This is a genomic window from Pseudomonas sp. SP16.1, from assembly GCF_052682975.1.
Genome location: NZ_JBQYFZ010000001.1, coordinates 594,245 through 620,523, shown reverse-complemented (window position 1 = coordinate 620,523; position 26,279 = coordinate 594,245). Strand labels below are relative to the sequence as shown.

Annotated in this window: 28 protein-coding genes; 16 read left to right on the top strand and 12 right to left on the bottom strand. The window is 68.4% G+C overall.

The window, feature by feature from the left end:
* Positions 1 to 3 precede the first annotated feature (3 nt).
* Genes ACUTAF_RS03200 through ACUTAF_RS03190 form a run of 3 tightly spaced genes read left to right on the top strand, consistent with a single transcriptional unit; the run spans position 4 to position 2,653 of the window.
* A complete protein-coding gene (locus tag ACUTAF_RS03200; RefSeq protein WP_445578613.1) occupies positions 4 to 372 on the top strand; it encodes a DUF5064 family protein in 369 nt (122 codons plus the stop codon).
* A gap of 47 nt (positions 373 to 419) precedes the next feature.
* Positions 420 to 1,748 (top strand): putrescine-ornithine antiporter, encoded by a 1,329-nt coding sequence (gene potE, locus ACUTAF_RS03195; RefSeq protein ID WP_445578612.1) that lies wholly within the window; start codon positions 420 to 422, stop codon positions 1,746 to 1,748.
* An 11-nt stretch (positions 1,749 to 1,759) separates the two neighbouring features.
* Complete coding sequence (locus ACUTAF_RS03190) at positions 1,760 to 2,653, top strand: amino acid ABC transporter substrate-binding protein (RefSeq protein ID WP_445578611.1); 894 nt, start codon at positions 1,760 to 1,762, stop codon at positions 2,651 to 2,653.
* 8 nt (positions 2,654 to 2,661) lie between these two features.
* On the opposite strand, the gene ACUTAF_RS03185 is transcribed toward ACUTAF_RS03190, so the two are convergent.
* The 3 genes from ACUTAF_RS03185 to ACUTAF_RS03175 form a co-directional block, all read right to left on the bottom strand.
* Positions 2,662 to 3,018: a PilZ domain-containing protein gene (locus ACUTAF_RS03185; protein ID WP_445578610.1), complete on the bottom strand. Its 357-nt coding sequence runs from the start codon at positions 3,016 to 3,018 to the stop codon at positions 2,662 to 2,664.
* Between the two features lie 59 nt (positions 3,019 to 3,077).
* Entirely contained in the window at positions 3,078 to 3,500 is a 423-nt protein-coding gene (locus ACUTAF_RS03180; protein ID WP_445578609.1) for a DUF4124 domain-containing protein, read from the bottom strand.
* A 72-nt stretch (positions 3,501 to 3,572) separates the two neighbouring features.
* A complete protein-coding gene (locus ACUTAF_RS03175) occupies positions 3,573 to 3,947 on the bottom strand; it encodes a tetratricopeptide repeat protein (protein WP_445578608.1) in 375 nt (124 codons plus the stop codon).
* 180 nt (positions 3,948 to 4,127) lie between these two features.
* On the opposite strand from ACUTAF_RS03175, the gene ACUTAF_RS03170 reads away from it, so the two are divergent.
* The 3 genes from ACUTAF_RS03170 (at position 4,128) to pyk (ending at position 7,462) form a co-directional block, all read left to right on the top strand.
* Positions 4,128 to 4,934, top strand: a complete 807-nt coding sequence (locus ACUTAF_RS03170) for a tetratricopeptide repeat protein (protein ID WP_445578607.1) — start codon at positions 4,128 to 4,130, stop codon at positions 4,932 to 4,934.
* 97 nt (positions 4,935 to 5,031) lie between these two features.
* Positions 5,032 to 5,955: a universal stress protein gene (locus ACUTAF_RS03165; RefSeq protein ID WP_445578606.1), complete on the top strand. Its 924-nt coding sequence runs from the start codon at positions 5,032 to 5,034 to the stop codon at positions 5,953 to 5,955.
* A gap of 55 nt (positions 5,956 to 6,010) precedes the next feature.
* On the top strand, positions 6,011 to 7,462 hold the full coding sequence (gene pyk, locus ACUTAF_RS03160) for a pyruvate kinase (RefSeq protein WP_445578605.1): 1,452 nt from the start codon (positions 6,011 to 6,013) through the stop codon (positions 7,460 to 7,462).
* 131 nt (positions 7,463 to 7,593) lie between these two features.
* On the opposite strand, the gene ACUTAF_RS03155 is transcribed toward pyk, so the two are convergent.
* The 3 genes from ACUTAF_RS03155 to ACUTAF_RS03145 form a co-directional block, all read right to left on the bottom strand.
* Positions 7,594 to 8,367: an enoyl-CoA hydratase gene (locus tag ACUTAF_RS03155; protein WP_445578604.1), complete on the bottom strand. Its 774-nt coding sequence runs from the start codon at positions 8,365 to 8,367 to the stop codon at positions 7,594 to 7,596.
* A gap of 102 nt (positions 8,368 to 8,469) precedes the next feature.
* Complete coding sequence (locus ACUTAF_RS03150; RefSeq protein ID WP_445578603.1) at positions 8,470 to 9,408, bottom strand: iron-sulfur-binding ferredoxin reductase; 939 nt, start codon at positions 9,406 to 9,408, stop codon at positions 8,470 to 8,472.
* Positions 9,401 to 10,528, bottom strand: coding sequence for a GGDEF domain-containing protein (locus tag ACUTAF_RS03145; protein ID WP_445578602.1), 1,128 nt, complete (start codon positions 10,526 to 10,528; stop codon positions 9,401 to 9,403). Before ACUTAF_RS03145 ends, ACUTAF_RS03150 begins: the two co-directional genes overlap by 8 nt.
* Positions 10,529 to 10,891: 363 nt before the next feature.
* Here ACUTAF_RS03145 and ACUTAF_RS03140 point away from each other — a divergent pair, with 363 nt between their 5' ends.
* Positions 10,892 to 12,415, top strand: a complete 1,524-nt coding sequence (locus ACUTAF_RS03140) for a fumarate hydratase (RefSeq protein ID WP_445578601.1) — start codon at positions 10,892 to 10,894, stop codon at positions 12,413 to 12,415.
* A 51-nt stretch (positions 12,416 to 12,466) separates the two neighbouring features.
* Here the strand turns inward: ACUTAF_RS03140 and dsdC are convergent, their stop codons facing one another.
* The 3 genes from dsdC to ACUTAF_RS03125 all read right to left on the bottom strand — a co-directional run bounded on the left by dsdC (position 12,467) and on the right by ACUTAF_RS03125 (position 15,931).
* A complete protein-coding gene (gene dsdC / locus ACUTAF_RS03135) occupies positions 12,467 to 13,393 on the bottom strand; it encodes a DNA-binding transcriptional regulator DsdC (protein WP_445578600.1) in 927 nt (308 codons plus the stop codon).
* 50 nt (positions 13,394 to 13,443) lie between these two features.
* Positions 13,444 to 14,790: a D-serine ammonia-lyase gene (gene dsdA, locus ACUTAF_RS03130; protein WP_445578599.1), complete on the bottom strand. Its 1,347-nt coding sequence runs from the start codon at positions 14,788 to 14,790 to the stop codon at positions 13,444 to 13,446.
* A 166-nt stretch (positions 14,791 to 14,956) separates the two neighbouring features.
* On the bottom strand, positions 14,957 to 15,931 hold the full coding sequence (locus ACUTAF_RS03125; protein ID WP_445578598.1) for a GlxA family transcriptional regulator: 975 nt from the start codon (positions 15,929 to 15,931) through the stop codon (positions 14,957 to 14,959).
* A gap of 94 nt (positions 15,932 to 16,025) precedes the next feature.
* Between ACUTAF_RS03125 and ACUTAF_RS03120 the strand changes: the two genes are divergently transcribed.
* Positions 16,026 to 16,574: a cysteine hydrolase family protein gene (locus tag ACUTAF_RS03120; RefSeq protein WP_445578597.1), complete on the top strand. Its 549-nt coding sequence runs from the start codon at positions 16,026 to 16,028 to the stop codon at positions 16,572 to 16,574.
* Positions 16,575 to 16,578: 4 nt separating this feature from the next.
* Here ACUTAF_RS03120 and zapE read toward each other — a convergent pair whose 3' ends face one another.
* Genes zapE through ACUTAF_RS03105 form a run of 3 tightly spaced genes read right to left on the bottom strand, consistent with a single transcriptional unit; the run spans position 16,579 to position 19,168 of the window.
* Positions 16,579 to 17,700, bottom strand: a complete 1,122-nt coding sequence (gene zapE, locus ACUTAF_RS03115) for a cell division protein ZapE (RefSeq protein ID WP_445578596.1) — start codon at positions 17,698 to 17,700, stop codon at positions 16,579 to 16,581.
* Positions 17,697 to 18,581, bottom strand: a complete 885-nt coding sequence (locus ACUTAF_RS03110) for a carbon-nitrogen hydrolase family protein (protein ID WP_445578595.1) — start codon at positions 18,579 to 18,581, stop codon at positions 17,697 to 17,699. Before ACUTAF_RS03110 ends, zapE begins: the two co-directional genes overlap by 4 nt.
* A complete protein-coding gene (locus ACUTAF_RS03105; protein ID WP_445578594.1) occupies positions 18,578 to 19,168 on the bottom strand; it encodes a GNAT family N-acetyltransferase in 591 nt (196 codons plus the stop codon). The genes ACUTAF_RS03110 and ACUTAF_RS03105 overlap by 4 nt, the downstream gene beginning before the upstream one ends.
* Positions 19,169 to 19,280: 112 nt before the next feature.
* On the opposite strand from ACUTAF_RS03105, the gene ACUTAF_RS03100 reads away from it, so the two are divergent.
* The 8 genes from ACUTAF_RS03100 (at position 19,281) to ACUTAF_RS03065 (ending at position 26,221) form a co-directional block, all read left to right on the top strand.
* Positions 19,281 to 19,679: a nuclear transport factor 2 family protein gene (locus tag ACUTAF_RS03100; RefSeq protein ID WP_445578593.1), complete on the top strand. Its 399-nt coding sequence runs from the start codon at positions 19,281 to 19,283 to the stop codon at positions 19,677 to 19,679.
* A 152-nt stretch (positions 19,680 to 19,831) separates the two neighbouring features.
* A complete protein-coding gene (locus ACUTAF_RS03095) occupies positions 19,832 to 20,521 on the top strand; it encodes a thermostable hemolysin (protein ID WP_445578592.1) in 690 nt (229 codons plus the stop codon).
* Positions 20,505 to 21,953, top strand: coding sequence for an AMP-binding protein (locus ACUTAF_RS03090; protein WP_445578591.1), 1,449 nt, complete (start codon positions 20,505 to 20,507; stop codon positions 21,951 to 21,953). The genes ACUTAF_RS03095 and ACUTAF_RS03090 overlap by 17 nt, the downstream gene beginning before the upstream one ends.
* The gene (locus ACUTAF_RS03085) at positions 21,950 to 22,609 is read left to right on the top strand and encodes a TenA family transcriptional regulator (RefSeq protein WP_445578590.1); all 660 of its coding nucleotides are present in this window, start codon (positions 21,950 to 21,952) and stop codon (positions 22,607 to 22,609) included. The genes ACUTAF_RS03090 and ACUTAF_RS03085 overlap by 4 nt, the downstream gene beginning before the upstream one ends.
* A 5-nt stretch (positions 22,610 to 22,614) precedes the next feature.
* Positions 22,615 to 23,406: an SDR family oxidoreductase gene (locus tag ACUTAF_RS03080; RefSeq protein WP_445578589.1), complete on the top strand. Its 792-nt coding sequence runs from the start codon at positions 22,615 to 22,617 to the stop codon at positions 23,404 to 23,406.
* Positions 23,407 to 23,417: 11 nt separating this feature from the next.
* Complete coding sequence (locus ACUTAF_RS03075; RefSeq protein ID WP_445578588.1) at positions 23,418 to 24,068, top strand: tetratricopeptide repeat protein; 651 nt, start codon at positions 23,418 to 23,420, stop codon at positions 24,066 to 24,068.
* 27 nt (positions 24,069 to 24,095) lie between these two features.
* A complete protein-coding gene (locus ACUTAF_RS03070; RefSeq protein ID WP_445578587.1) occupies positions 24,096 to 24,752 on the top strand; it encodes a response regulator in 657 nt (218 codons plus the stop codon).
* Positions 24,749 to 26,221 carry an ATP-binding protein gene (locus tag ACUTAF_RS03065; RefSeq protein ID WP_445578586.1) on the top strand — a complete coding sequence of 491 codons (1,473 nt, stop codon included), beginning with the start codon at positions 24,749 to 24,751 and terminating at the stop codon, positions 26,219 to 26,221. The genes ACUTAF_RS03070 and ACUTAF_RS03065 overlap by 4 nt, the downstream gene beginning before the upstream one ends.
* The last annotated feature ends 58 nt before the right edge of the window (positions 26,222 to 26,279 follow it).

Sequence of the window (26,279 nt, the reverse complement as noted above, 5' to 3'; positions counted from 1 at the left end):
GACATGTTCGAACCCGGCCACCTCAACCGCAAGAAACAGCCCGGCATGCCGGGCGTCCCCGACTACGACATCGATGTGTACTACGACGTGCGCCGCGATCCCAAGGAAGGCGTGCTGCTGCACTTCAAGCTGTCCGGCCAGGTGGATGGCCGCAGCTTCACCGACGAGTTCGATATGCACCGCGACACCGCCTTCAATTTTGCCAGCCGCCTGGCAAAGGCCGCGGCCAAGCTGGGACTGCCGCCCAATGCCAGCCCGATCATGCGTAGCCATGGCGAATACGACGCGATGTTCGCCGATATCCGCAAGAAGCTCGATGTCCACTCCGGTGACCCGGTGGACTTCGATCATCTGGAAAAGGATGGTTTCTAACGCCTCGCACAGCGCTCGAGCCCCGGGTCCGGCGCAAGGAACAGAGCATGGCCGCTGCAAGCAAGAAGATGGGTCTGATCGGACTGACCACTCTGGTGGCCGTCAACATGATGGGTTCCGGCATCATCATGCTGCCCTCGAGCATGGCCCAGCTCGGCGCAGTGTCACTGCTGTCCTGGGTGGTCACGGCGGTCGGCTCCATGGCCATCGCCTACGGCTTCGCCCAGTGCGGCATCTACTGCCCGCGTCCCGGCGGCATGTCGGCCTATAGCGAGGAAGCCCACGGCAAGTCCGCGTTCTTCCTCTGCTCCTACCTGTACTTCCTGTCGCTGGTGATCGGCAACGTGGCCATCGGCATCTCCGCGGTCGGTTACCTCACGCCCTTCTTCCCCTGGCTGGGCAGCAGCGCCGGCGCCCTGGTGCTCGGCACCATCGGCCTGATCTGGCTGACCATCCTGGCCAACCTGGGCGGCCCCAGCCTCACGGGACGACTCGGCGCGGTGACCGTCTGGGGGGTGATCATCCCCGTGGCCGGGCTAGGGCTGATCGGCTGGTTCTGGTTCGAACCGGATCTGTTCCGCGAGGCCTGGAACCCCAACGGCCTAAAGACCAGCGATGCCATCGCGCAGAGCATTCCGCTGACCCTTTGGGCCTTTCTCGGCATGGAGTCGGCGGCGCAGAACTCCGACGCGGTGGACAATCCCAAGCGCAATGTGCCGCTCGCCTGCCTGTTCGGCACCCTCGGTGCCGCCGTGGTGTACGTGCTGTCGACCACCGTGATCCAGGGCATCATCCCCAACGCGGAACTGGCGAACTCCAGCGCTCCGTTCGCCCTGGTCTATGCCCAGATGTTCAACGACAGCGTGGGCAACATCATCATGGCCCTGGCGGTGATGGCCTGCCTCGGTTCGCTGCTCGGCTGGCAGTTCACCCTGGCGCAGACCGCCAAGGTCACTGCCGAGCAGGGGATGTTTCCCAAGCTGTTCACCCGGGTCAGCGCACGCGAGGCACCTCTGCTCGGCCTGCTGTTCTGCGGCATCCTGCAAACGGTGATCGCCCTGTCGACCATCTCGCCCAACGCCAGCGCACAGTTCAACAAGCTGGTGGGTCTCGCCGCGGTGACCAACATCATTCCCTACATCACCTCCCTGACCGGCCTGCTGGTGATCATGTACAAGGCCCAGGTAACGCCGCAGATATTCCGCCGCAACAGCGTGATTCTGCTGGTGGCGATGCTGTACTGCTTCTATGCCCTGTACGCCTCGGGCCTGGATGCGGTGTTCGGCGCGGCACTGGTGATGGTGGTCGGCTACCTGCTGTTCGGCAGCATCGCCAAACGCTTCGTCGGCGCCCTCGACAACCTCGGCCGGCCATAGGAGGTACCAGCATGCCTATTCCCCACCTGGCGCGGCTGTTACTCCTCTGCGCATGGCTACCCGCCGTTGCGACGTCCGCCACCCTGGAGCGCATCCGTGACAACGGGCAGCTCGTGCTGGGCTTCGTGCCGGGCAACCTGCCTTTTTCCGACGGCGACTCCCAACAGGCCAGCGGCTATGCCATCGAGCTGTGCCGCCACGTCGCCGACCAGGTAGAACAACAGCTAGCCATGCCGAATCTGCAGCTACGCTACCAGCCTCTGACGACCACGGACATGCTCGACGCGGTAGCGGACGGGAAGGTCGACATCCTCTGTGCCCCCGTGGTGGAAAGCCTGGAGCGCCGCCGCCGAGTCAGCTTCTCCCTGCCGATCTTCACCGCCGGCCTTGGCGTCGTGGTTCGTCAGGACGCACCCGCGACCCTGCGACTCCCTCTCGAGGGCGAAACGACTCAGCGCGGCCCGACCTGGCGCGCCACCATCAACCAGGGACTGAACCGCCACAGCTTCGCCGTGATGAAGGGTACGGTCAGCGTGGACTGGGCGCGGACCCGCATTCGCCAGCTCGGCCTGCAATCGAGACTGGTCGAGGTCGATAGCAATGAAGAGGGTGTCGAGCAGGTCGTCACCCGGCAGGTCGACGCCTTCTTCGCCGAACGTCTGGCTCTGCTCAACTACCAGGCCCAGCATCCGCAAGGCGCACAGCTATGGGTCCCGGAGCGCCTGTTCGAGGTGGAGTCGGTGGCCATGCCGCTGGCCCGCGACGACGAGGACTTCCGCCTGCTGGTGGATACCGCGCTCAGTCGCCTGAACCGCTCCGAGGAAGGCGAGGCCCTATACCGCAGCTACTTCGGCGACCTTAGCGAACAAAATCGGCTGATGCTGCGGCTCAACTCACGGCCCTGAGCGGACACTCAGGCCGAGGCTGCCAGACTGTGAAAGCTGAAGTAGTAGCGCAGGGCGTCAACCATCTCGACATAGTCGGCCGGCGGTGCCACCAGCGCGAAGCCGGAGTCGTAGCTGCCCGGGGTGACATCCTCACGGCTCCACTGACAGGTAGCGGAGAAGTCGACGAAGTGCTGGCCGTGCTGGCCGGGAATCTTCAGGCGCATGTCGAAGCGCGCACCCACCAGCATCGGCAGCTGGCTGATCAGCATCAGGCCGTCCAGTGAGACGTTGCCGATGTAGCCCATCGGCTTGTCGGTGACGCGGTTGAACACCTTCAGGTAGTAAGGCAACTGATGGCGTTCGATTCGACGTTGGCTGCGCATGCTGGCGAATCGCTACAAGGGGCCTTGAGTATGGCCCGGAAGCCACCGCTTAACCAGTCTCAACCACAGCGCTCGGCGATGCGCGTACGCAACTGGCGACGAGCGGCGTCGGTTTGCTCATCACTGTAATAAATGCGTTCGCCGTCGGCGCCTTCGCGGTAGTAGCGGTAGCCCTCGGCAATCTGTTCCAGGCGTTGGCGCAGATCGCGGCACTCGGCTGCGCGCGCCTCGCGCTGCTCGGCCGCCACGCCGGCCGCCTGCTGCCGTTCATCGCGGCGCGCGTCGTAGAAACGCTGGCTGCGCGCCTCGCGCTCGCGGGTCTGCGCGTCGCGCTCGACCACCTGGGGTTTGACCTCCACCGGCTCGGCGCCGGCCACCGGACGCTGGCCGAAATGCACGCGGCCCTGCGCATCCGTCCAACGGTAGATCTCTGCCGTGGCCAGCGTCGGCAGCAGCGATGCGATCAGCAACAGGTGGCGCATGTCGATCCTCCATGAAATACAGCCGCCAGCTTATAGCGCGCGGCGGCGGTCCGAAACGGGCCCGCCGCCGACTCACAGGGCCGCGGGGCTGGCCGTGGCCGGCTCCTGCGAGTTGTGATGGCCAAGCTGCTCCAGGGTCTGCAGCCGCGCGCGGGCGCGGTAGGCGTATTCGCTGGTCGGGTAGCGGCTGATGATGAACCGGTAGGTCTGCACCGCATCGACGAACAGGCTCTCGCGCTCCAGGCACTGACCGCGCAGCAGGGAGATCTCCGGCTGCAGGTAGCCGCGCGAGCGACTCTTGCGCTCGGCCTGCGACAACTCCAGGGCGACGCGCGCGCAGTCGCCATCCTCGTAGGCGCGATAGGCGTTGTTCAGGTGATGGTCGAGCGACCAACGGGTGCAGCCCGTGGCGACCAGCGCCAGGGTCAGGATGATCAGGGTTCGCATGGGCAGTTCCTCCGCTGCGCAGTGTATCGACCGCCGCCAAAAAAACTGAACCGGCAGCGTTTGGCTGGGCGTCCGCGGGGCGGGCATAACCTCCGATGGGTTGTGCCGCATCCGCCTTGGCGCGGGCAGGGCCGCTGACTAGACTGCGCCGCATCGGCCCGTTTCGGCCAAGGAGTTCGCATGCCCGCCGCCCGCCTGATCGCCATCGCCCTGAGCGCTACCCTGCTGGCCGCCTGTGCGCCCACCACACCGCTGTTCATCGCCCAGGTCACCACCAACGAGGTGGTCGAGTACAAGGCGCTGAAGACCAAACGCATGACCGCCGCCATCGAGGACGAAGGCGACCTGCTCACCTACAGCGCCATGGCCATCCGCGACGCCCACAGCGAACAGGCCGAGACGCTGTATCTGGACGGCTACCGCGACCGCCAGCTGAGCGCCGAGGTGCGCGCCATCGCCCTGTACCAGATCGGCCTGATCTACATGAACCGCTTCAACGAACAGCGCAATGACGCCAAGGCCCTCAACTATTTCTACCGGGTACTCAACGAGTTCCCTGCCAGCCGGGCCGCCGGTCGCGCCGAGCAGCGCATCGAGCTGATCCGCCAGCGCGGCGAGGAGCCGCTGCACAAGAGTTCGCGCGAGCTGCTGGCGCACTGGCAGCCGAGCCAGAATCTCGACCTGTACCAGCCCAGCCTCGACCCGGACATGACCCTGCTGTCGCGCCGCGCCGTGCTCAAGGGTCGCGTCGCCGAGGCCGAGGAGCTCTACCTGCTGGGCCTGCCCGATCCACACGTGCCGGCCGAGATCAAGGAGAAGGCGCTGTACCAACTGGCGCTGATGCACATGGCGCCGGACAACCCCGCGGCCGACCGCGACCAGGCCATCGCCTACCTGCGCAGGCTGCTGGTGCAATACCCGGACGGCGCACTCGCCGCCAAGGCCGCCCGCCATCTGGACCTGGCACTGAATCCGGGCGTGCGCTGATCGCTTGTAACCTTGCGGTACTAAGCTGACCCATATCAAGGCAGGCGTCCATCGGGCGCGCTGCAATGCCCGGGTCATCCTGCGCGAGGTACAGGCCATGAAACTCGAACGACTGCTGGTGGTCATCGACCCCAACCGCGACAGCCAGCCGGCGTTGCAACGGGCGGCCTGGCTGGCCCGGCACACCCCCACGCAACTGCATCTGCTGCTGGTGGACTACCACACCGGCCTCGACGGCCGCCTGTTCGACAGCGCGCTGCAGGCCAAGGGCCGTGCCGCCCTGCTGGAACAGCACGGCCAGTGGCTGGAGGAGCGCGTCGCGCCGCTGCGCAGCGCCGGCCTGCAGGTGCAGGTAGACATCCGCTGGGGCAAGCGCCTGGACAAGGAAGTGCTGGCCAAGGTCGCGGAGCTGCAGCCGGACCTGGTGCTCAAGTCCGCCGCGCACAACAGCCTGCTGCGCCGCCTGTTGCTGACCGACAGCTGCTGGCAGTTGATCCGCCACTGCCCGGTACCGCTGTGGCTGGTGCATCACGCCGAGTGGCAGGGGCGCAGCCTGTGCGCCGCCCTCGATCCGCTGCACAGTGCCGACAAGCCGGCGGCGCTGGACCACTTGCTGATTCGCACGGCCATGGAGCTGAGCCAGCGCTTCGGCCTGCACGCCCATTACCTGCACTGCCATGCGCCGCTGCCGCGCACCCTGGTATTCGACGCGGCGATGGTCGCCGACTACGACAGCTACGTGCGCGACAGTGCGCAAGCCCACCGCAAGGCCTTCGAACAGCTGATCGGCCAGTACCCTATCCCCCTGCCCGATACCCACCTGCTGCAGGGGTTCACCGAAGAGGTGCTGCCGCGCTTCGTCCATGAGCACGATATCGACCTGCTGCTGATGGGCGCCGTCGCCCGCGGCCAGCTGGACACCGCGCTGATCGGCCACACCGCGCAGCGGATTCTGCAGGCCGTGGACTGCGATCTGCTGGTGTTCCGGGCCGATTCGTCACGTAGTGCAACGCAACGATGACTACAGCGAAAGGCCGTAGTAGCCTCGCCGGCATATTCCATCGGGGAGTCCGCGCATGACCTTTCGCCGCACCAAAATCGTCGCCACCCTGGGCCCGGCCAGCAACTCGCCGGAAGTGCTCGAGCAGCTGATTCTCGCCGGCCTCGACGTGGCCCGCCTGAACTTCTCCCACGGCACGCCCGACGATCACAAGGCCCGCGCCGCCCTGGTGCGCGAGCTTGCGGCCAAGCATGGCCGGCACGTGGCGCTGCTCGGTGACCTGCAGGGCCCGAAGATCCGCATCGCCAAGTTCGAGAACAAGCGCATCGAGCTCAAGGAAGGCGACCTGTTCCGCCTGTCGTCCAGCCACTCGCGCACGGCGGGCAACCAGGACGTGGTCGGCATCGACTACCCGGCGCTGATCCAGGACTGCGACGTCGGCGACGAGCTGCTGCTGGACGACGGCCGCGTGGTCATGCGCGTCGAACTCAAGGGCGCCGACGAACTGCACTGCCGCGTGGTCATCGGCGGCCCGCTGTCGGACAACAAGGGCATCAACCGCCGCGGCGGCGGCCTGACCGCACCAGCGCTGACCGACAAGGACAAGGCCGACATCAAGGTCGCCGCCGAAATGGAGCTGGACTACCTGGCCGTGTCATTCCCGCGTGACGCCGCCGACATGGAATACGCCCGTCGCCTGCTCACCGAGGCCGGTGGCAGCGCCTGGCTGGTAGCCAAGATCGAACGCGCCGAAGCGGTGGCCGACGACGAGGCGCTGGACGGCCTGATCCGCGCCAGCGACGCGGTGATGGTCGCCCGAGGCGACTTGGCCGTGGAAATCGGCGACGCCGAGCTGGTGGGTATCCAGAAGAAGATCATTGCCCACGCCCGCCGTCTGAACAAAGCGGTGATCACCGCCACGCAGATGATGGAATCGATGATCCACAGCCCGATGCCGACCCGCGCCGAGGTCTCCGACGTGGCCAACGCCGCGCTGGACTACACCGATGCGGTGATGCTGTCGGCCGAGAGCGCCGCCGGCGAGTACCCGGTGGAGGCGGTCGAGGCCATGGCCCGCGTCTGCCTGGGCGCCGAGAAGCACCCGACCAGCCAGAAATCCAGCCACCGCATCGGCCGCACCTTCGAGCGCTGCGACGAGAGCGTGGCCCTGGCCACCATGTACACCGCCAACCACTTCCCCGGGGTCAAGGCCATCATTAGCCTGACCGAGAGCGGTTACAGCCCGTTGATCATGTCGCGCATCCGCTCGCACATCCCCATCTTCGCCTTCACTCCGCACCGCGAAACCCAGGCCCGCGTGGCGCTGTTCCGCGGCGTCTACACGGTGCCGTTCGACCCCGCCGCCCTGCCGGCCAACAAGGTCAGCCAGGCGGCGGTGGACGAGCTGCTCAAGCGTGGCGTGGTCGAGCCCGGCGACTGGGTGATCCTGACCAAGGGCGACAGCTACCACGGTACCGGCGGCACCAACACCATGAAGATCCTGCATGTCGGCGATCCGCTGGTGTGATTGCCGCGCTGTAATGAGAAAGCCGCTCATCGAGCGGCTTTTTTGTGCCTGGCTCCTACCCATGCGTGGCGGATGACGCCTTCATCATCCGCCACGGACTTGCGCGGTGGATCGGTGAAGCGCGATCCACCCTAGGCGAACCTGGGAAAATCCGGTTTCCTGCGCTGCATGAAGGCCGACAGCGCCTCGACCGCCTCGGGCGAGCGCAGGCGCTGGCCGAACAGCGCGCCCTCCTCCTCGATCACCCGGCGCAGCTGCTCGCGATCCGGCGCGCGCATCAGGCGCTTGCTGTCGGCCACGGCCGAAGGCGCCAGGTCGAGAAAGCGCAGCGCCGCCTCGCGCGCCTTGGCCAGGGTCGCGGCGCCATCGTCCAGCACCTGGTTGGCGATGCCCCAGGCCGCCGCCTGCTCACCACTGAAACTCTGCCCGAGCAGCAGCAGCTCGGCGGCACGCGCGTGGCCGAGCAGACGCGGCAGGATCAGGCTGGAACCGTACTCCGGGCACAGGCCGAGGTTGACGAAGGGCATCTTCAGCTGCGCATCGCGGCTGACGTAGACCAGGTCGCAGTGCAGCAGCAAGGTAGTGCCGATGCCCACCGCCGGCCCCGCCACCGCCGCCACCACCGGCTTGCTGAATTCGAACAGCGCGCGCATGAACTGGAACACTTCGCTGTTCAGCCCGGAGGGCGGTGCCTGGAGGAAGTCGGCGACGTCATTGCCGCTGGTGAAGCAGTGCTCGCCGCCGGTCAGCAGCACGGCGCGTACCGAACCGTCGCAATCGGCCTGGTCCAGTACCTCGGCCATCCCTGCGTACATGGCGCGGGTCAGCGCGTTCTTCTTGTCCGGGCGCTGCATGCGCAGGGTCAGCAGCGCGCCGTCGCGCTCGATCTGCAGGTATTGGCTCATAAGATGCTCCGAGGTCATGGGCGCACGGAACCGCCTGGGCCGCGCACCAGAAGCCCACTGTGATCGGCGCCAGTGTGCCCGGCCTGGGTGGCCCCGCGCATCCTACATACGGGTTAGAAACGGGTCGGCGAACATCTGGCTGCGCGGCAAACCGGCCATGTAGAGGCGCCGCGCGAAGCTGTCGACTGTCTCGGGATGGCCGCAGAGTAAGGCGAGGGTCTGCCGCGAAACAAGGCGCAGTTCGGCCAAAGCAGCCGGCAACTGCGCCGCGGTCAGCAGCTCGATCTGCAGTTGCGCATGCTCGGCAGCCAGCGCCCGCAGCTCATCGGCCAGGTAGTGCTCGGCCGGCTCGTGGGCCAGGTGCAGCAGGCGGATGGCGCCGCGATGCTGCTGGCGCAGCGCCTCGCGCAGCACGCCATACAGCGGCGCCAGACCGGTGCCGGCCGCCAGCAGCCAGAGCGGCCGCGCCTGCCAGTCGGGATCGTAGTGCAGCGCGCCTCCGCGCAGCTCGCCCAGGCGCAGGCCGTCGCCAAGCTGCAGGCGCCGCGCGGCGTCGCAGAAGGCGCCGGGCCGGCGGCAGTCGAGATGGAATTCCAGCCAGGCATCCTCGCCCGGCAGGCTGGCCAGGGAATACGGCCGCGCCACCCCGTCCGCACTCCACAGCAGCAGATGCTGGCCGGCCTGGTAGCGCAGCTTTCGCTCGGGTTGCAGCCGCAAACGCAGCACGTTGGGGCTCAACCAGTCGAGGCCGACCACCCTGGCGGCCTGGCCGTCGCGTTGCGGATCGAAGGGTTCGACTTCGAGATCGCCGCCGACCTGGCACTGGCAGGCCAGGCGCCAGCCCTCGGCGCGCCTGTCGGCGGCCAGTGCCGCGGGTTGCAGGTCCAGCGGCTCGCCCGCCAGACAGCGCACCAGGCAGGCATGGCAGCTGCCGGCGCGGCAACTGAACGGCACGGCGACGCCGCCCGCCAGCAGGGCATCCAGCAGATTGGTTCGTGTCGCCACCTGCAGTCGTTTGGCGCCAACGCGCAGTTCAGGCACTGCTCCTCTCCCAGCTCGCATCGCATCGATTGCGTCCGCCGCGCTTGGCCTGATACAGCGCCTGGTCGGCGCGCTGCAACGCCTCGTCGAGATCGTCGCCGGCGCCGAGCAGGGTCATGCCGGCGGACAGGCTGAGATTATCCACCTTTACTCCCACCGGTTCAGCCTGGGCGAAGGCCTCGCGCAGGCGTTCGCAGCAGGCGGTGAACTGGTCGGCGTCGGTATTGGGCAGCAGCAGGACGAACTCCTCGCCGCCGTAGCGGGCGATGACATCGCCGTCGCGCAGGCAGGCACGGGCCACGGCGGCGAAGGTCTGCAGCACGCGATCGCCGGCGGCATGGCCATGGGCGTCGTTGATGCGCTTGAAGTGGTCCAGGTCGATCAGCGCCAGGCCGTGCTGGCGACCGGCGTCGAGGTGCTGCAGCTCACGGCCGGCCAGGCGCAGGAAATGGCGGCGGTTGAACAGCCCGGTCAGCTCGTCGGTGGCCACCAGGTCCTCGAGCTGGCGCATCATCCCGCGCAGGGTGTCCTGGTGCGCCTGCAGGGCGAAGCGGCGCCTTCGCATGCGTTGGCGCATCGCCTGCATGTAGCCGGTGAACAGGCACAACCAGACCAGCAGGATGAACAGCACGCCGACCTGCAGCGCGGCCAGCTCCGGCTCGCCGAGCCGCTCGAGGAAGGCCATGACCAGGATCATGCCGGCGAAACCGAAGAAGGCGAACGCGGCGCAACGCACGAATACCCGTAGCGACAGCTGGAACATGCCGAACAGCAGGATCAGCACGTAGAACACCAGCAGACTGCCACGGGCGCTGTCGAAGAAGGCCAGCAGCAGCGGCTGCCAGGCCAGCGCCACCAGTACCTGCGCCTCGGTCAGGCTGGGGTCGGCGAAACGCAGGTTGCGTCCGGACAGAAACAGCCAGAGCAGCACCAGTTGGCTGGCGAGCACGCCGAGGGTCAAGCCGACCGCCGTGGCCAGGGAGCCGGTGAACAGGCCACCGAAATAGGCGAACCAGCACAGCAGCGCCATCAGCAGATAGGTGGCGAGCGCCATGGCAAAGCGCCTGAGCAGCAGGCTCTGCAGACCGCGTTGCGTTACCCGGTGGCTGGTTGGGCTCATGGGCTCCATCCCATACTGGCATCTGGCCGTTACTCTAACCCCGTGATCACAAATTGCCTAGCGCACCGATAACCGCCCACAGCTAGCAGCATCGACCTTCGGCGGCTGTGCCCAGTGCGACCGGCACGCTATACTGCCGCGCCTTTTTTGTTGCCGTCATCGGTGGCGGCAACCCCAAGGGCCGTCGCGGAGCGACGTCAAAAATTGCTCCCGGCAATTTTCTGTGGCCCGCCAAGCTTGGCGGCAACCTCAGCAGACCGTAGCGGGGCGAGGTGACATATCGTTCCCGACCATTTTTCGCCGTTGCGCCGGGTCCTGATTCGGCGCTTCCTTATAGATGTTCCCTGATAGAGGAGCGCCCCAATGACCGTGATCAAGCAGGACGACCTGATTCAGAGCGTCGCTGACGCCCTGCAGTTCATCTCCTATTACCACCCCGTCGACTTCATCCAGGCCATGCACGAGGCCTACCTGAAGGAAGAGTCGCCGGCGGCCAAGGACTCCATGGCGCAGATCCTGATCAACTCGCGCATGTGCGCTACCGGTCATCGCCCGATCTGCCAGGACACCGGCATCGTCACCGTGTTCGTCAAGGTCGGCATGGACGTGCGCTGGGACGGCGCCACCATGAGCGTCGACGACATGATCAACGAGGGCGTGCGTCGCGCCTACAACCTGCCGGAGAACGTGCTGCGCGCCTCGATCCTCGCCGACCCGGCCGGTGCCCGCAAGAACACCAAGGACAACACCCCGGCGGTGATCCACTACTCCATCGTCCCCGGCGACAAGGTGGAAGTGGACGTCGCGGCCAAGGGCGGCGGCTCCGAGAACAAGTCGAAGATGGCCATGCTCAACCCGTCCGACTCCATCGTCGACTGGGTGCTCAAGACCGTGCCGACCATGGGCGCCGGCTGGTGCCCGCCGGGCATGCTCGGCATCGGCATCGGCGGCACCGCCGAGAAGGCCGCGGTGATGGCCAAGGAAGTGCTGATGGAGCACATCGACATCCACGAGCTGAAGGCCCGCGGCCCGCAGAACCGTATCGAGGAACTGCGCCTGGAGCTGTTCGACAAGGTCAACCAGCTGGGCATCGGCGCCCAGGGCCTGGGCGGCCTGACCACCGTGCTCGACGTCAAGATCATGGACTACCCGACCCATGCCGCCTCCTTGCCGGTGTGCATGATCCCCAACTGCGCCGCCACCCGCCACGCCCACTTCGTGCTGGACGGCTCGGGACCTGCCGAACTGCAAGCGCCGGATCTGTCCGCCTACCCGGAAATCGTCTGGGAAGCCGGCCCGAGCGCGCGTCGCGTCAACCTCGACACCCTAACCCCGGAAGAGGTGCAGAGCTGGCAGCCGGGCGAAACCGTGCTGCTCAACGGCAAGATGCTCACCGGCCGCGACGCCGCGCACAAGCGCATGGTCGACATGCTGAACAAGGGCGAGCAACTGCCGGTCGACCTGAAAGGCCGCTTCATCTATTACGTCGGCCCGGTCGATCCGGTCGGTGACGAAGTGGTTGGCCCGGCTGGCCCGACTACCGCCACTCGTATGGACAAGTTCACCCGGCAGATCCTCGAGCAGACCGGTCTGCTGGGCATGATCGGCAAGTCCGAGCGCGGCCCGATCGCCATCGACGCGATCCGCGACAACAAGGCGGTGTACCTGATGGCCGTGGGTGGTGCCGCCTACCTGGTGGCCCAGGCGATCAAGAAGTCCAAGGTGCTGGCCTTCCCCGAGCTGGGCATGGAGGCGATCTACGAATTCGAGGTCAAGGACATGCCGGTCACCGTCGCGGTCGACACCAAGGGCGAGTCGGTGCATATCACCGGCCCGGCCATCTGGCAGAAGAAGATCCACGACAGCCTGGCGGTGGAAGTCAAGTAAGCCTCCGCGCGGCACCGCAGAAGCCCGGCCACGTGCCGGGCTTCTGCGTTTTCAGGCGGCGCACTCGCGCAACCAGTCGATGAACGCCTGCACGCGGCCAGGCAGGGAATCGCGCGCTGGATGCACCAGATAGTAGGCCGAAGGCGCCGGCAACCAGGCCTCGCCGAACGGCAGGAGCAACTCGCCACTGGCCAGGCGCTCGCGCACCAGGCGGTAGCGACCGATGGCGACCCCGGCGTGACTGGCGGCTGCCAGCACGCACAGGTCGGAACGGTCGAAACTCAGATGGTGGTCGGGCAGTTCGACGCCCCGCTGCCGGGCCCAGTAGGCCCACTCGGCGTCGAAGGCGGCATTGTCCCAGGCCAGCGTATCGTGCAGCAGGGTGCACTGGCGCAGCTGCTCGGCTCGCTGCAGCAGGCCATGCTGCTGGGCATAGCGTCGGCTGCACACGGGGGCGATCCGTTCGTCCATCCAGCGCTCGGCCACCAACCCGGGAAACTCGCCCTGGCCGTAGTAAAGGGCCAGATCGATGCTCTGGGTGCGGAAGTCGACGCCACCATTGCCGACCCGCAGGTCCAGGGTCAGCGCCGGATGGCGCACGGTGAACCCGGCCAGCCGGGGCACCAGCCAGCAGGCCGCCAGCGACGGCGGCGCATGGATCGCCAGCCGGCCGCCGATCTCGCTGCCTGGCGTCGGTTGCAGCGCTTCGCGCAGCTCATCCAGGGCCCCCTGGAGAATCAGGAAGATGCGCTCACCCTCCTCGGTCAGACGCAGCTGCCGGGGCAGGCGCTGGAACAGGCGAAAGCCCAGGCCCTGCTCCAGGCGGGCGATGCGGTGGCTGACCGCACTGGGCGTCAGGCACAGCTCCTGCGCCGCCCGGGCGAAACTCAGGTGCCGCGCCGCGGCCTGGAAGCTGTAGAGATTGGCGAACTGGCTGCTGTTGAGCCCGCTACCCAGTTCCCGGGAAAGTTTGCCCATGCTGACGCTCCCCTATTCGCTTCGAGCCGCAGCGGCCCGCCTGCCCGCTCTCACTCGCCCAGCAGCTGCCGTCCGCGCGCCAGGTAACCGTCCATCTCCGCCTGCGGCACCATGCTGCCACCGGTGGCCCAGACCAGGTGGGTGGCGCGCGCCAGGCGTGCCGGGGTCAGGCCCATGCGTTCACGGTAGCCCTGTTGCTCGCCGAGCACCCGCAACGGGCCCGGCATGCCGGCCAGGGCCGAGGGTTCCAGGCGCTGGCCTTCGCTTTGCTCGAGCAATGCCAGGTTGCGGAACAGCTCCTCGTCGCTGACCGTGTAGTAGCCGTCGATCAGCCGCTGCATGGCGCGGCCGACGAAGCCGGACGGCCGCCCGACCGCCAGGCCGTCTGCGGCGGTGCGGTTGTCGATGCCGAAGTCCTGCACCGCCAGCTCGTCGTGCCGGCCGGTGTGGACACCGAGCAGCATGCACGGCGAATGGGTCGGTTCGGCGAATAGGCAGTGCACCGCATCGCCAAACGCCAGCTTCAGACCGAAGGCCACGCCGCCCGGCCCGCCACCGACACCGCAGGGCAGGTAGACGAACAGCGGATGCTCGGCGTCGACCGTGACATTGGCCGCCGCCAGTTGCTGCCTGAGGCGCTCGCCAGCCACGGCGTAGCCGACGAACAGGTGGGTGGAATTCTCGTCGTCGACGAAATGGCAGCGCGGGTCGGCCTCGGCCTGGCGGCGCCCTTCGGCCACCGCGACGCTGTAGTCGCTGGCGTACTCGACCACCGTCACGCCATGGCCGCGCAGTCGGTCCTTCTTCCACTGGCGGGCGTCGGCGGACATATGCACGGTGGCCTTGAAGCCGAGGCGCGCGCTGATGATGCCGATCGACAGGCCGAGATTGCCGGTGGAGCCGACGGCGACCTGGTAGCCGGCGAAGAAGGCGCGCATCTCGTCGCTGTCGAGGCAGGCGTAATCGTCGTCGAGACTCAGCAGACCGGCCGCCAGGGCCAGATCCTCGGCGTGCTTGAGCACCTCGTAGATGCCGCCGCGGGCCTTGATCGAACCGGAGATGGGCAGATGGCTGTCGCGCTTGAGCCAGAGCGCGCCGATTTCGCCGCTCAGCTCGTGACGCTGCTGGAGCTCGGCCTGCATCTGGGTCAGCGCCAGGATGTCCGACTCGATGATGCCGCCGGCGGTCTCCGGGAAGACCTGGGCCAGGTAGGGGGCGAAACGTTCAAGGCGCGCGCTGGCATCGGCGACGTCGGCGGCGCTCAGACCGACATCGGCCAGAGCCTGGGCGGCAGGCGCGACGGCCGGGTTGAACCAGCTGGTCTCGCGCAGCGCGATCAGCTCGTCGAGCAGCGGATACTGTGCGCGCCAGGTGGCGAGCGACTGGCCAAGGATCATCGGATACTCCTCGTTGCAGGCGTGGGACGGGCGCGACGCTTCGCGCAGGCCGCATTAGACGATCCCCCCTGCCATCTGGCAAAGGATGCTTGTTCACGCCATGCATGATCCTGGCTCAGCCATGTGCCCGGCGCAGCGCTGCGCGGGCTGTGCGCCTGGCTGGCCGCTAACGCGCCGCCGTGCCGAAACGCCGGCGATAGTCGCCCGGCGATACGCCGACCAGGCGGGCGAACACCTTGCGGAAGGCGCCCGTATCGCGATAGCCCACCTGCCAGGCCACCTGATCGATGCTCTGGCGGGTGAACTCGAGCAGCTCGCGCGCCCTGGTCACGCGCAGCTGCTGGCAGTACTCGGTGGGTTTCATCCCGGTGGCGGCGCGAAAGCGACGCAGGAAGGTGCGCTCGCCCAGGCCGGCGCGCGCCGCCATGCTCGCCAGGCTCGCCTCGGCGCCGCCCGCGCCCTGCAGCCAGTGCTGCACCGCGAGCACCGCGGCATCGCCATGGTCGAGGCTGGGAGCGAAGCTGCTGAACTGGCGCTGCGACTCGCGGTTGAGGTCCAGCACCAGAAAGCGCGCGGTCTCCGCGGCGATGGTCGGGCCCAGCAGGCGCGTCACCAGGGCCAGGCCGAGATCGGTCCAGGCCATCAGGCCGCCGGCGGTGAGCAGCTCGCCGTCGTCCACCACCATGCGCTCGGGCAATACCGTCACGCGCGGGTAGCGCGCCGCCAGCTGCGCCGCCAGCGCCCAGTGGGTGGTCACCCGGCGGCCGTCGAGCAGGCCGGCCTCGGCCAGGGCGAAGGCGCCGGCGCAGACCGAGGCCAGGATCACCCCGGCGCCATGCTGCCGGCGCAGCCAGTCGCGGTAGCAACTGGCGGGCGGCTGCGCGGCGTCGCTGTCCAGGCAGGGCGGCAGTATCACCACCTGCGGCGTGCCCGGCGCCTGCGGCTGGCTGTCGAACACCCGCCGCAAGTGGCCCTGCTCGTCCGCCTGCCAATGGCTGATGCGCAGCCGCGCCTGCCCCTCACGGCCCCGGCCGGCGGCCATGCGATTGGCCACCGCGAACAGATCGCCCAGGCCATACACCGCCGCCAGCTGGGCACCGGGATAGAGCAACAGGCCGATCTCCACGCAGCGTTCGTTCATTGTCAGTTTTTCCCCGCAGATTGTCGGCCCCGCCCATCCCGCGGCGGCGGCGCCGGGGCTAAGGTTTGCCGCACATCATCCCACGGAGAAAACCATGAGCAAGCGCGCCCTGATCCTGATCGACATCCAGAACGACTACTTCGCAGGCGGCAAATGGCCGCTCGACGGCATCCAGGCGGCAGCCGCCAATGCCGCCCGGGTGCTGGCCGCGGCCCGCGCGGCGGGCGATCTGGTGGTGCACGTACGCCACGAATTCCAGGCCGCGGACGCGCCCTTCTTCGCCCCCGGCTCGGCGGGCGCGCATATCCATGCCAGCGTGCTGCCGCAGGCCGGCGAGGCGCAGGTGCTCAAGCACCGGGTCAACGCCTTTCTCGATACCGATCTCAAGGCCCTGCTCGACGCCGCCGGGGTCGAGCAGGTGACCCTGGTCGGCGCCATGAGCCATATGTGCATCGACGCCGCGGCCCGCGCCAGTTCGGACCTGGGCTACGCCACCACGGTGCTGCACGACGCCTGCGCCACCCACGCCCAGGAATTCGCCGGCCGGAAGATTGCCGCCGAGCAGGTGCATGCCGCCTATATGGCCGCCCTGGCGTTCGCCTACGCCAGCGTGGTTGCCACCGAAGAGTATCTGGCCGACTGAGGCCTCAGCGGCGGCCGAAGCGCGCCAGCTGCATCTCGCGCAGGCGGCTCAGGGTGCGGCGGAAGGGAAATTCCAGGTAACCCTGGGTATAGAGCTCGTCCAGCGCCACCTCGGCCTCGATATACAGCGGCACGCCGCGGTCGTAGCACTCGTCGACCAGGGCGATGAAACGCCGCACCGCGTCGTCGTGGCGCGACAGCGCCGGCAGTTGCCTATCGCCGGCGGCGACACGTTCCACGCCGTCCTCGGTGCCACGGGCGATGCGCCCTTCGCGCTGCTCGCCGCCCAGGCGCGGCACGCCGCCGAGCAGGATGGCCGGGAAGCGGTCGCACAGCGCGATGAAATCGGTCGCCGCAAGCGGCTGCTGGCACAGATCGCTGAAACGGCACAGCAGCGCCGCCGGGCTATGGGCCTGCACCTGCAGGCGGCGATGGCCCAGCTCGATGGGCTGGTCGGAGATCGGCAGACCCTGCGACAACTCGGCGAAACGCTCGCCCAGCACCTGCGGCCGGCCCACCCAGTAGCGCTGCAGCGGCGCGCCGGGGTGCAGGCGGTGATCCTGCTCGCCATCCACCGCCAGCACCTGCATATGACTCTCCAGCGCCGCGATGGCCGGCAGGAAGCGCTCGCGATTGAAGCCGCCCGCATACAGCTGCTGCGGCGGCTGGTTGCTGGTGGCCACCAGCACCACGCCCTGCTCCACCACCAGGCTGAGCAGGCGGCCGAGCAGCATGGCATCGCCGATATCGCTGACGAACAGTTCGTCGAAACACAGCACGCGCAGCTCGCGGCCCAGCTCCTCGGCGAGCAGACGTAGCGGGTCGGGGTTACCGGTCAGCTCGAACTGGCGGCGGTGCACCCAGCGCATGAAGTGGTGGAAGTGCTGACGCCGCGCCGGCAGCGACAGGCTGTGGCAGAAGCTGTCCATCAGCCAGGTCTTGCCGCGCCCCACCGGCCCCCACAGATAGACGCCGAGCGGCCGCTCGCCGCGCAGCAACGCCGCGTGGCAGGCCTGAAGCGCCTCTACCGCGCGCTGCTGCGCGGCATCGGCGACGAAGCCGGCGGCCAGGGCGCGGCGATAGGCGGCCAGCGGCGAGTCTGCCGGGCCGCGCTCGAAACCGCTCAACGCAGCACCAGCAGGCCGTCGTCGAATTGCCGCGGCCAGTCACGACGGGTGAACACCTGGCCCTGCTCACGCAGCCGACGCACCGCGTCCAGGTCCAGCTCGGCGATCAGCCAGTGGCTGCGCGCTGGGCACAGCTCGGCGCTCTCGGCGAGCACGCCGCTGGCCGGCATGCCGTAATCGGAGGGCACGTAGAGCGCGGCGCGACCGATGTTCTCGTCCAGCGCCGGCGACCAGGGTGCCAGGCCGACGGTGGGCGACTGCAGCACGGCGATCTGGTTCTCCAGGGCGCGGGCCTGGGCGCCGATGCGCACGCGGTGAAAGCCGGCCTCGGTATCGGTGCAGCTGGGCGCGAGGATCAGGTCCACCCCGGCCTCGGCCAGGCTGCGCGCCAGCAGCGGGAATTCGTTGTCGTAGCAGATCAGGATGCCCAGCTTGCCCAGCGCCGTGTCGAACACCTTGAGCCCGCTGCCGGCCGCGATATGCCATTGCTCGCGCTCGAAGCGGGTCATGATCAGCTTGTCCTGGCTGCCCAGGCAGCCGTGCGGGCCGAACAGCCAGGCGCGGTTGCGGTAGTGGCCGTCGGCGTCCAGCACCGGCAGCGAACCGGGTTGCAGATGGATTTTCAGACGCCGCGCCAGGGCCTCGCAGAGCTCCAGCCAGCGCGGCACGAGCGGCTGGATACCGGCGATGGAGGCGTGCAGATCGCCACGCTCGGCTTCGGGCAACTGGGCGCTGAGCACCAGGCCGGCGTATTCCGGCAGCAGCAGCAACTCGGCGCCCTGCCCCGCGGCCTCCTCGCACAGCGCGGTCAGGTGCGCGGCGTAGGCGTCCCAGCTCTCCAGCAGGTCGATATGGTACTGGCAGGCGGCAACCTTGATCATCGGCCAAGCTCCTTCAGCCAGAACGACATGGGCTTGGCCGATTCCTCGCTCTCGTCCAGGTCGCGCCAGTGGTACTCGGTGTGCAGCTCGGGATGATGGCGATAGCCGCGCCGCGCCCAGAAGGCGTCCAGCGGCTGGTAGTCGGCCGGCCGCCGCGGGTGATCGACCGGGCGCTGCACGGCACAGAAGGCGCACCAGTCGAAACGCCCCAGGCGCCGCGCGTGGGCCTCGCGCTCGGCGAAGAAGCGCACGCCCAGGCCGCGCCCGCGCCAGGCCGGCAGCACCACCGACTCGGCCAGGTAGAAGACCCGCGCCGGCTCCCAGCCGCCGTCGATGAAGGGCTGCTGGAATTCCTCGGTCTCGTCCATCAGCGGCAGCGCGGTGGAGGCGCCGACCACCCGGCCCTGGTCGCGCACCAGCACGCACAGGCTGTCTTCGCTGCGTACATAGGTGGCCAGGTACTCGGCCTCGTAGTCGAGGGTGCCGTCGTAGAGGTAGGGGAACTCGCGGAACACGGCGATGCGCAGGCGCGCCAGGTCATCGATATGGGGAGCAATCTGCGGCCCCCGGAGCAATTGAATGTCCATACGGAGTCGTTCGCCAGCAGGAGGGTGACGCCGGCGGCTATGCCGGCGGAAAGCGGCGAACTTATCATGCGGGCCGGCAAACGACTAAACGGACTACGACAGGAGCGTCCCCATGACCGCCACCGAACTGCTGCAGGCCTACTACACCGCCTTCAATGCCGGCGACATGCCCGCCTTTCTCGACCTGCTGAGCGAGGACGTGGTGCACGACATCAACCAGGGCGAGCGCCAGGTCGGCAAGGCCGCCTTCGCCGCCTTCATGGACAAGATGAACCGCTGCTACCGCGAGCGCCTGGCCGACATCGTGCTGATGCAGAACGCCGACGGCAGCCGCGCGGCCGCCGAATTCGTGGTGCATGGCGAATATCTCGCCGACGACGAGGGCCTGCCGCCAGCCAACGGCCAGACCTACGTGCTGCCGGCCGGCGCTTTCTTCGAGATCAAGGATGGCAAGGTCGCGCGCATCAGCAACTACTACAACCTCAACGACTGGGTGGCGCAGGTGGGCTGAAGCTCGCCAGCCCGCCCCCGACGCCGCCCGATCTCCAGCCTGGCGATCGGGCGGCGCTCGCTCAGTCTCACGCCAAAACCCGTCCACGCTTAATACGGCCTTAAGCCTCGCCCGCAACAATCGCGCCCAGGTTCATCAACGAGGTTCCGCGCATGGAACTAGCCTGGACGCAGCACGAACGCCCCGTTGCCCGCATCGGCCGCGGCGAACGCTTCGATCTTCATCTCGCCTCACCCGGCAGCGCGCGCCGTGGCGCGCTCGAGCAGTTCATTCGCCAGCGCTTCGAACTGCAGCATGGCGCGCGCATTCGTCATTTCATGCCCTGCCTGTTCGGCCTGGAGAACCCGGCCGGCCAGTTGCTTGGCGCGGTGGGCGTGCGCGGCGGCGGCAGCGGGCCGCTGTTCGTCGAGCGTTACCTGGACCAGCCGATCGAGGCGGCCATCGCCGCCCGTCTGGGCAGCGTCTCGCCGATACGCAGCGAACTGGCGGAGGTGGGCAACCTGGCGGCCGACAGCCCCGGTGCGGCGCGCCTGCTGATCGTCGCCCTGACCGATCTGCTGGTGGCCCTGGGCTTTCGCTGGGTGACCTTCACCGGTACGCCGATGCTGCTCAACAGCTTCCAGCGTCTGGGCCTGAGCCCGGTAATTCTGGGCCTGGCCGATCCGGCGCGCATGGGCGAGGAGCTGGCCGACTGGGGCAGCTACTACGCCAGCCATCCCATGCTGATGGCCGGCGACATTCTCGGCGGCCATCAGCGCCTGCTGCAGCTGGGCGCCTACCCGCGCCTGGGCCACCAACCGCTCTACGCGCTGGAGGGCATGCCCGATGCGGTCTGCAGCTGAATCCTTGTTCGCCCGCCTGGCCGAGTTCGGCCCGCAAACGGCGCTGGCCGAAGGCGAGCGCACGCTGACCTATGCCGAGCTGCTCGGCGCCGTCGCGGCGCGCAGCGAGCGGCTGCAACGGCTCGACGCCCGCCGCGTGGCCCTGGCGCTGGACAACGGCATCGACTGGGTGCTGTGGGACCTGGCGACGCTGCACGCCGGGCTGGTCTGCGTGCCGCTGCCGGCGTTCTTCTCCGCCGAGCAGCAGCGCCATGTGCTGGGCAGCGCCGGCATCGACTGCCTGATCGGCGCGCCGGCGCCCGGCTTCGCCAGCGTGGCGGACGGCATCCAGCGCCGCGCCGTGGCGCAGCCGGCGACGCTCCACCCCGGCACCTGCAAGATCACCTACACCTCCGGCACCACCGGCCAGCCCAAGGGCGTCTGCCTGGATCTGGCCAGCCAACTGGCGGTGGCCGCCAGCCTGGTCGAGGCCGGCGCCAGCCGCGAGGTGCAGCGCCACCTGTGCGTATTGCCGCTGGCCACCCTGCTGGAGAACATCGCCGGCGTCTATGCGCCACTTATGGCCGGGGCGCGAGTGGAGCTGATGGCCATGGCGCGAATCGGCCTGAGCGGCGCCAGCGGCCTCGACCTGCCGCGCTTGCTCCAGGCGCTGCAGGCCGCCCAGCCGCACAGCCTGATCCTGCTGCCGCAGCTGCTGCTGGCGCTGGTCGGCGCCGCCGAACGCGGCATGCCGCTGCCCGCCTCGCTGCGCTTCGTCGCGGTCGGTGGCGGGCGGGTGTCGGCGCAGCTGCTGCAACGCGCCGAGGCGCTGGGGCTGCCGGTGTTCGAGGGCTACGGCCTGTCTGAGTGCGCCTCGGTGGTCTGCCTCAACACCCCCGAGCAACGCCGTATCGGCAGCACCGGCAAGCCGCTGGGCCACCTGCAGGTCAGGCTGGCGGAGGACGGCGAGGTGCTGGTCAAGGGCGCGCGCATGCTCGGCTACCTCGGCGAGCCGGCGCCCGCGGGCGACTGGCTGGGCACCGGCGACCTCGGTCATTGCGAGGACGGTTTCCTGGTCCTGCACGGACGCAAGAAGCACCAGTTCATCACCGCCTACGGGCGCAACGTCAACCCGGAGTGGGTCGAGGCCGAGCTGGTGCAGCAGTTGCCCATCGCCCAGGCCTGGCTGCACGGCGAGGCGCTGCCGGGCAACGTCGCGGTACTGGTGCCGCGCTTCGCCGATACCGCCGAGGCGCAGTTGCAGGCGGCCGTGGACGCGGTCAACCGCGGCCTGCCGGACTATGCCCGCGTGCACCACTGGCTGCGCGCCGACGAGCCCTTCAGCGCAGCCAACGGCCTGGCCACGACCAATGGCCGGCTGCGCCGCACCGCCCTGTTCGACCTTTACCAAGCCGCCATCACCGAGCTGATGGCCGAAGGAGTGCAAGCATGAGTTTCTACCAATCCCTGCTCGAGCAGACCCGGCATGAGCGCGACTACCTGCTCGCCGCGCCGATCATCGCCCAGGCCATGGCCGGCCAGGTCGCCCTGCCCAGCTATGTTGCCTTCCTCAGCGAGGCCTATCACCACGTCAAGCACACCGTGCCGCTGCTGATGGCCTGCGGCGCGCGCCTGCCCGAGCGCCTGGAATGGCTGCGCGGCGCCATCGCCGAGTACATCGAGGAGGAGTATGGCCATCAGGAATGGGTGCTCAGCGACATCGCCGCCTGCGGCGCCGATCCGCAGGCCGTGCGCAGCGGCACGCCGCGCCTGGCCACCGAGCTGATGGTGGCCTACGTCTACGACCGCATCGCCCGGCACAACCCGGCGAGCTTCTTCGGCATGGTGCTGGTGCTCGAGGGCACCAGCATCGCCCTGGCAACCGAAGCCGCCGGCATCATCCAGGACAGGCTGCGCCTGCCGAACCAGGCCTTCAGCTACCTGACCTCGCACGGCAGCCTGGATATCGGCCACGTCGAGTTCTTCAAAGGCCTGATGGAGCGCCTGGAGGACGCCGACGACCAGTCCGCGGTGGTGCACACCGCCAAGGTGGTCTACCGCTTGTATGGCGACATGTTCCGCAGCCTGCCACTGGCCGGCGAGGAGTGAGCGCCATGCAACCGAAGGATTGCCGGGTCCTGCTCACCGGCGCCAGCGGCGGCATCGGCCTGGCCCTGGCCGAGCGTCTGGCCGAGGCAGGCGCCCAACTGCTGCTGGTCGGCCGGCGCCTGGAGCCGCTGCAGCCGCTGGCCAGGCGCTACCCGCAGCAGGTGCGCCTGGTGCAGGCGGATATCGCCAGCCGCGCCGGGCGCGACGCGCTGGTGGCCGCCGCGCAGGCCTTCGGCGGGCTGAACTGCCTGATCAACGCCGCCGGGGTCAACCGCTTCGGCCTGCTCGAGCAGCAGGACGAGCAGCAACTGGCCGAGCTGATCGAACTGAACGTCACCGCCACGCTGCAACTCACCCAGCGCCTGCTGCCATTGCTGCGCGCGCAGCCACAGGCCCTGCTGGTCAACCTCGGTTCCACCTTCGGCGCCATCGGCTACCCCGGCTTCGCCGCCTACTGCGCCAGCAAGTTCGCCCTGCGCGGCTTCTCCGAGGCGCTGCGCCGCGAGCTGGCCGACACCCGGGTACGCGTCCTTTATTTCGCCCCGCGCGCCACCCGCACGGCGATGAACGCGCCCAGCGTGGTGGCGATGAACGACGCGCTGGGCGTGGCCATGGACGATCCGCAACAGGTGGCGGACGAGCTGCTCGGGGCGATTCGCCGCGACCAGGAGGAACGCCACCTGGGCTGGCCAGAGCGCCTGTTCGTGCGCCTCAACGGTCTGCTGCCGCGCCTGGTCGACCAGGCCCTGCGCAAGCAGTTGCCGATCATTCAACGCTTCGCCCGCCACAAACACTGAGGAGATTCGCCGTGAACCACTTCCGCACTCTGATCATCGCCGCGCTCGGCCTGATCGCCCTGCCCGCCTTCGCCCTCAGCGACAACGGCCAGGCGCAGCTGCAGCAGTTGCAGGCGCGCTGGGCCGAGATCAACTACCAGACGCCGGAGAAACAGCGGGAACAGGCCTTCGCCCAGCTCGCCGAGCAGGCCAGCGCGGCGCTGGAGCGCGAACCCGGGGCGGCCGAGCTGCTGATCTGGCGCGGTATCATCCGCAGCACCCAGGCCGGCGCCAAGGGTGGCCTCGGCGCGCTGAGCCTGGTCAAACAGGCCAAGAGCGATCTGGAGCGGGCGCTGGCCATCGACCCGCAGGCCCTGGCCGGCTCCGCCTATACCAGCCTCGGCAGTCTTTACTATCAGGTGCCCGGCTGGCCGCTCGGCTTCGGCGACGACGCGCAGGCGGAAAAGCTGCTCGAGCAGGCACTGGCGATCAACCCGGACGGTATCGACCCCAACTATTTCCATGGCGACTTCCTGCAACGGCACAAGCGCTACGACGAGGCCCGCGTCGCCCTGCAGAAGGCCCTGGCCGCGGCGGATCGCCCCGGCCGCGAACTGGCCGACAAGGGCCGTCGCGCAGAAGCCAGGGCGCTATTGCAGCAGGTCGAGGATAAACTCGACTAATCCGCACGCCTTTCTCCAGGAACCGTCATGCGCATTCTTCTCGTCGAAGACGACCAGGCCCTCGGCGCCGGCATCCGCACCGCGCTCAAGCCCGAAGGCTATACCGTGGACTGGCTGCAGGACGGCGCCAGCGCCCTGCACGCCCTGGCTCACGAGAGCTTCGAGCTGGTGATCCTCGACCTCGGCCTGCCGCGCCTGGACGGCCTGGCGCTGCTCGAGCAACTGCGTGCCGCCGGCAACCCGGTGCCGGTGCTGGTACTGACCGCGCGCGACGCCACCGGCGACCGTATCGCCGGGCTCGACGCCGGCGCCGACGACTATCTGGTCAAGCCGTTCGACGTCGCCGAGCTCAAGGCACGCCTGCGCGCCCTGCTGCGGCGCAGCTTCAATCGTCCGCAGCCGACCCTGGACTACCGCGGCATCCGTCTCGACCCGGTCAGCCAGGCGGTGGAGTACCTCGGCCAGAGCGTCAACCTGCCGCGCAAGGAATTCCTCCTGCTGCACGAACTGCTGGCGCAACCGGGCCGCGTGCTGACCCGCGACAAACTGCAGCAGGCGCTCTACGGCTGGGACGAGGAAGTCGAGAGCAATGCCCTGGAGGTGCATGTGCACCACCTGCGCAAGAAATTCTTCCCTGAGTTGATCCGTACCGTGCGCGGCGTCGGCTATCTGGTGGACAAATGAGCCTGCCGCGCCTGCTCGGCTCCATCCGCGCGCGCCTGCTGGTGCTGCTTCTGGGCCTGCTGACCGGCAGCTTCGGCCTGATCAGCCACAGGATCTACAACGATTCGGTGCATGAAGTACGCGAGCTGTTCGACGCCCAGCTGGCGCAGAGCGCTCGCCTGGTCATGGGCCTGGTGCGCCATCAGCTGGGCGAGAGCGAGCGCGACCAGCTGCAGGCGGTGCTCGACCAGGCCTTGCTGCGGCAACGCGGCCCAGGCACGCTCGGCCATGAATACGAAGGCAAGCTGGCGTTTCAGATGCTCGACGACGACGGCGAGCTGCTGCTGCAGTCCGCCAGCACGCCGCCGGGCCTGCTGACCAGCCTGATCGAGCAGCTCGGCCTGAGGCTGCCAGACGGCGAATTGCCGATGCGCCAGCGCCTGACACAGCTGTCAGGCGACCTGATCGGCTACCACAGCCTGCGCATCGGCCAGCACCGCTGGCGGGTCTTCGTGCTGCACGACAGCCGCGACTACCACTGGGTACTGGCCGGCGAGCGCGAAGACGTGCGCGGCGAGCTGATCGGCAAGATCGCCCGGCGCAGCTTGCAGCCGTCGCTGATCGGCCTGCCGCTGGTCGGTCTGCTGCTCTGGCTGACGGTCGGCTGGGGGCTGCGCCCGCTGCGGCGCATGGCCGCCGCCATCCGCGGCCGCGCCCCGGACAACCTGGCGCCGCTGATGTTTCCCTCGCTGCCGAGCGAGCTGGAACCGATGGCCGCGGCCATCAATCGTCTGCTGCTGCAGGTCAATCAGCTGCTGGAACAGGAAAAGCGCTTCATCGCCGACGCCGCCCACGAACTGCGTACCCCGCTGGCGGTGCTGCGCATCCATGCGCAGAACGCCCTGGAGGCGCCGGATGCCGCCGATCGCGACGAGGCCCTGGGGCAACTCGCCGGCGGCGTCGACCGCGCCACCCGGGTGGTGGCGCAGTTGCTCACCCTGGCCCGGCTGGACCCCAACGCCATGCCGTTGAACATGGACAGGCTCGACCTGCTGGCGTTCCTCCGTGGCGAGCTGGCTGAGCTAACCCCGCTGGCGCTCGAACGCCAACAGGAGCTGGTGCTCGAGGCCGACGAAGCGGCCGACTACCGATTGGACGCCGATGCGCCGAGCCTGGGTCTGGTGGTGCAGAACCTGGTGAGCAATGCGGTGCAGTACACGCCGGCAGGTGGCTGCATCCAGGTGCAGCTGCTCGAGGAGCCGCAAGCGCTGATCCTGCGCGTGCAGGACAGCGGCCCCGGCGTGCCGGGGGCGCTACGCGAGCGGTTGTTCGAGCGCTTCTTCCGCGGCGGCGAAGGCCAGGGCGCGGGGCTCGGGCTGTCCATCGTGCTCCGGGTGGTCGAGCTGCACCGCGGCAGCATCGCCCTCGGTGACTCGCCGCTGGGCGGCCTGCAGGTCAGCGTGCGCCTGCCGAAGCGGCCGACCTCATAGCTTTTGACTAATAGGCTTCATAGCCACAATCCAGTTCCTCAATCGAGGCCAGAACCGG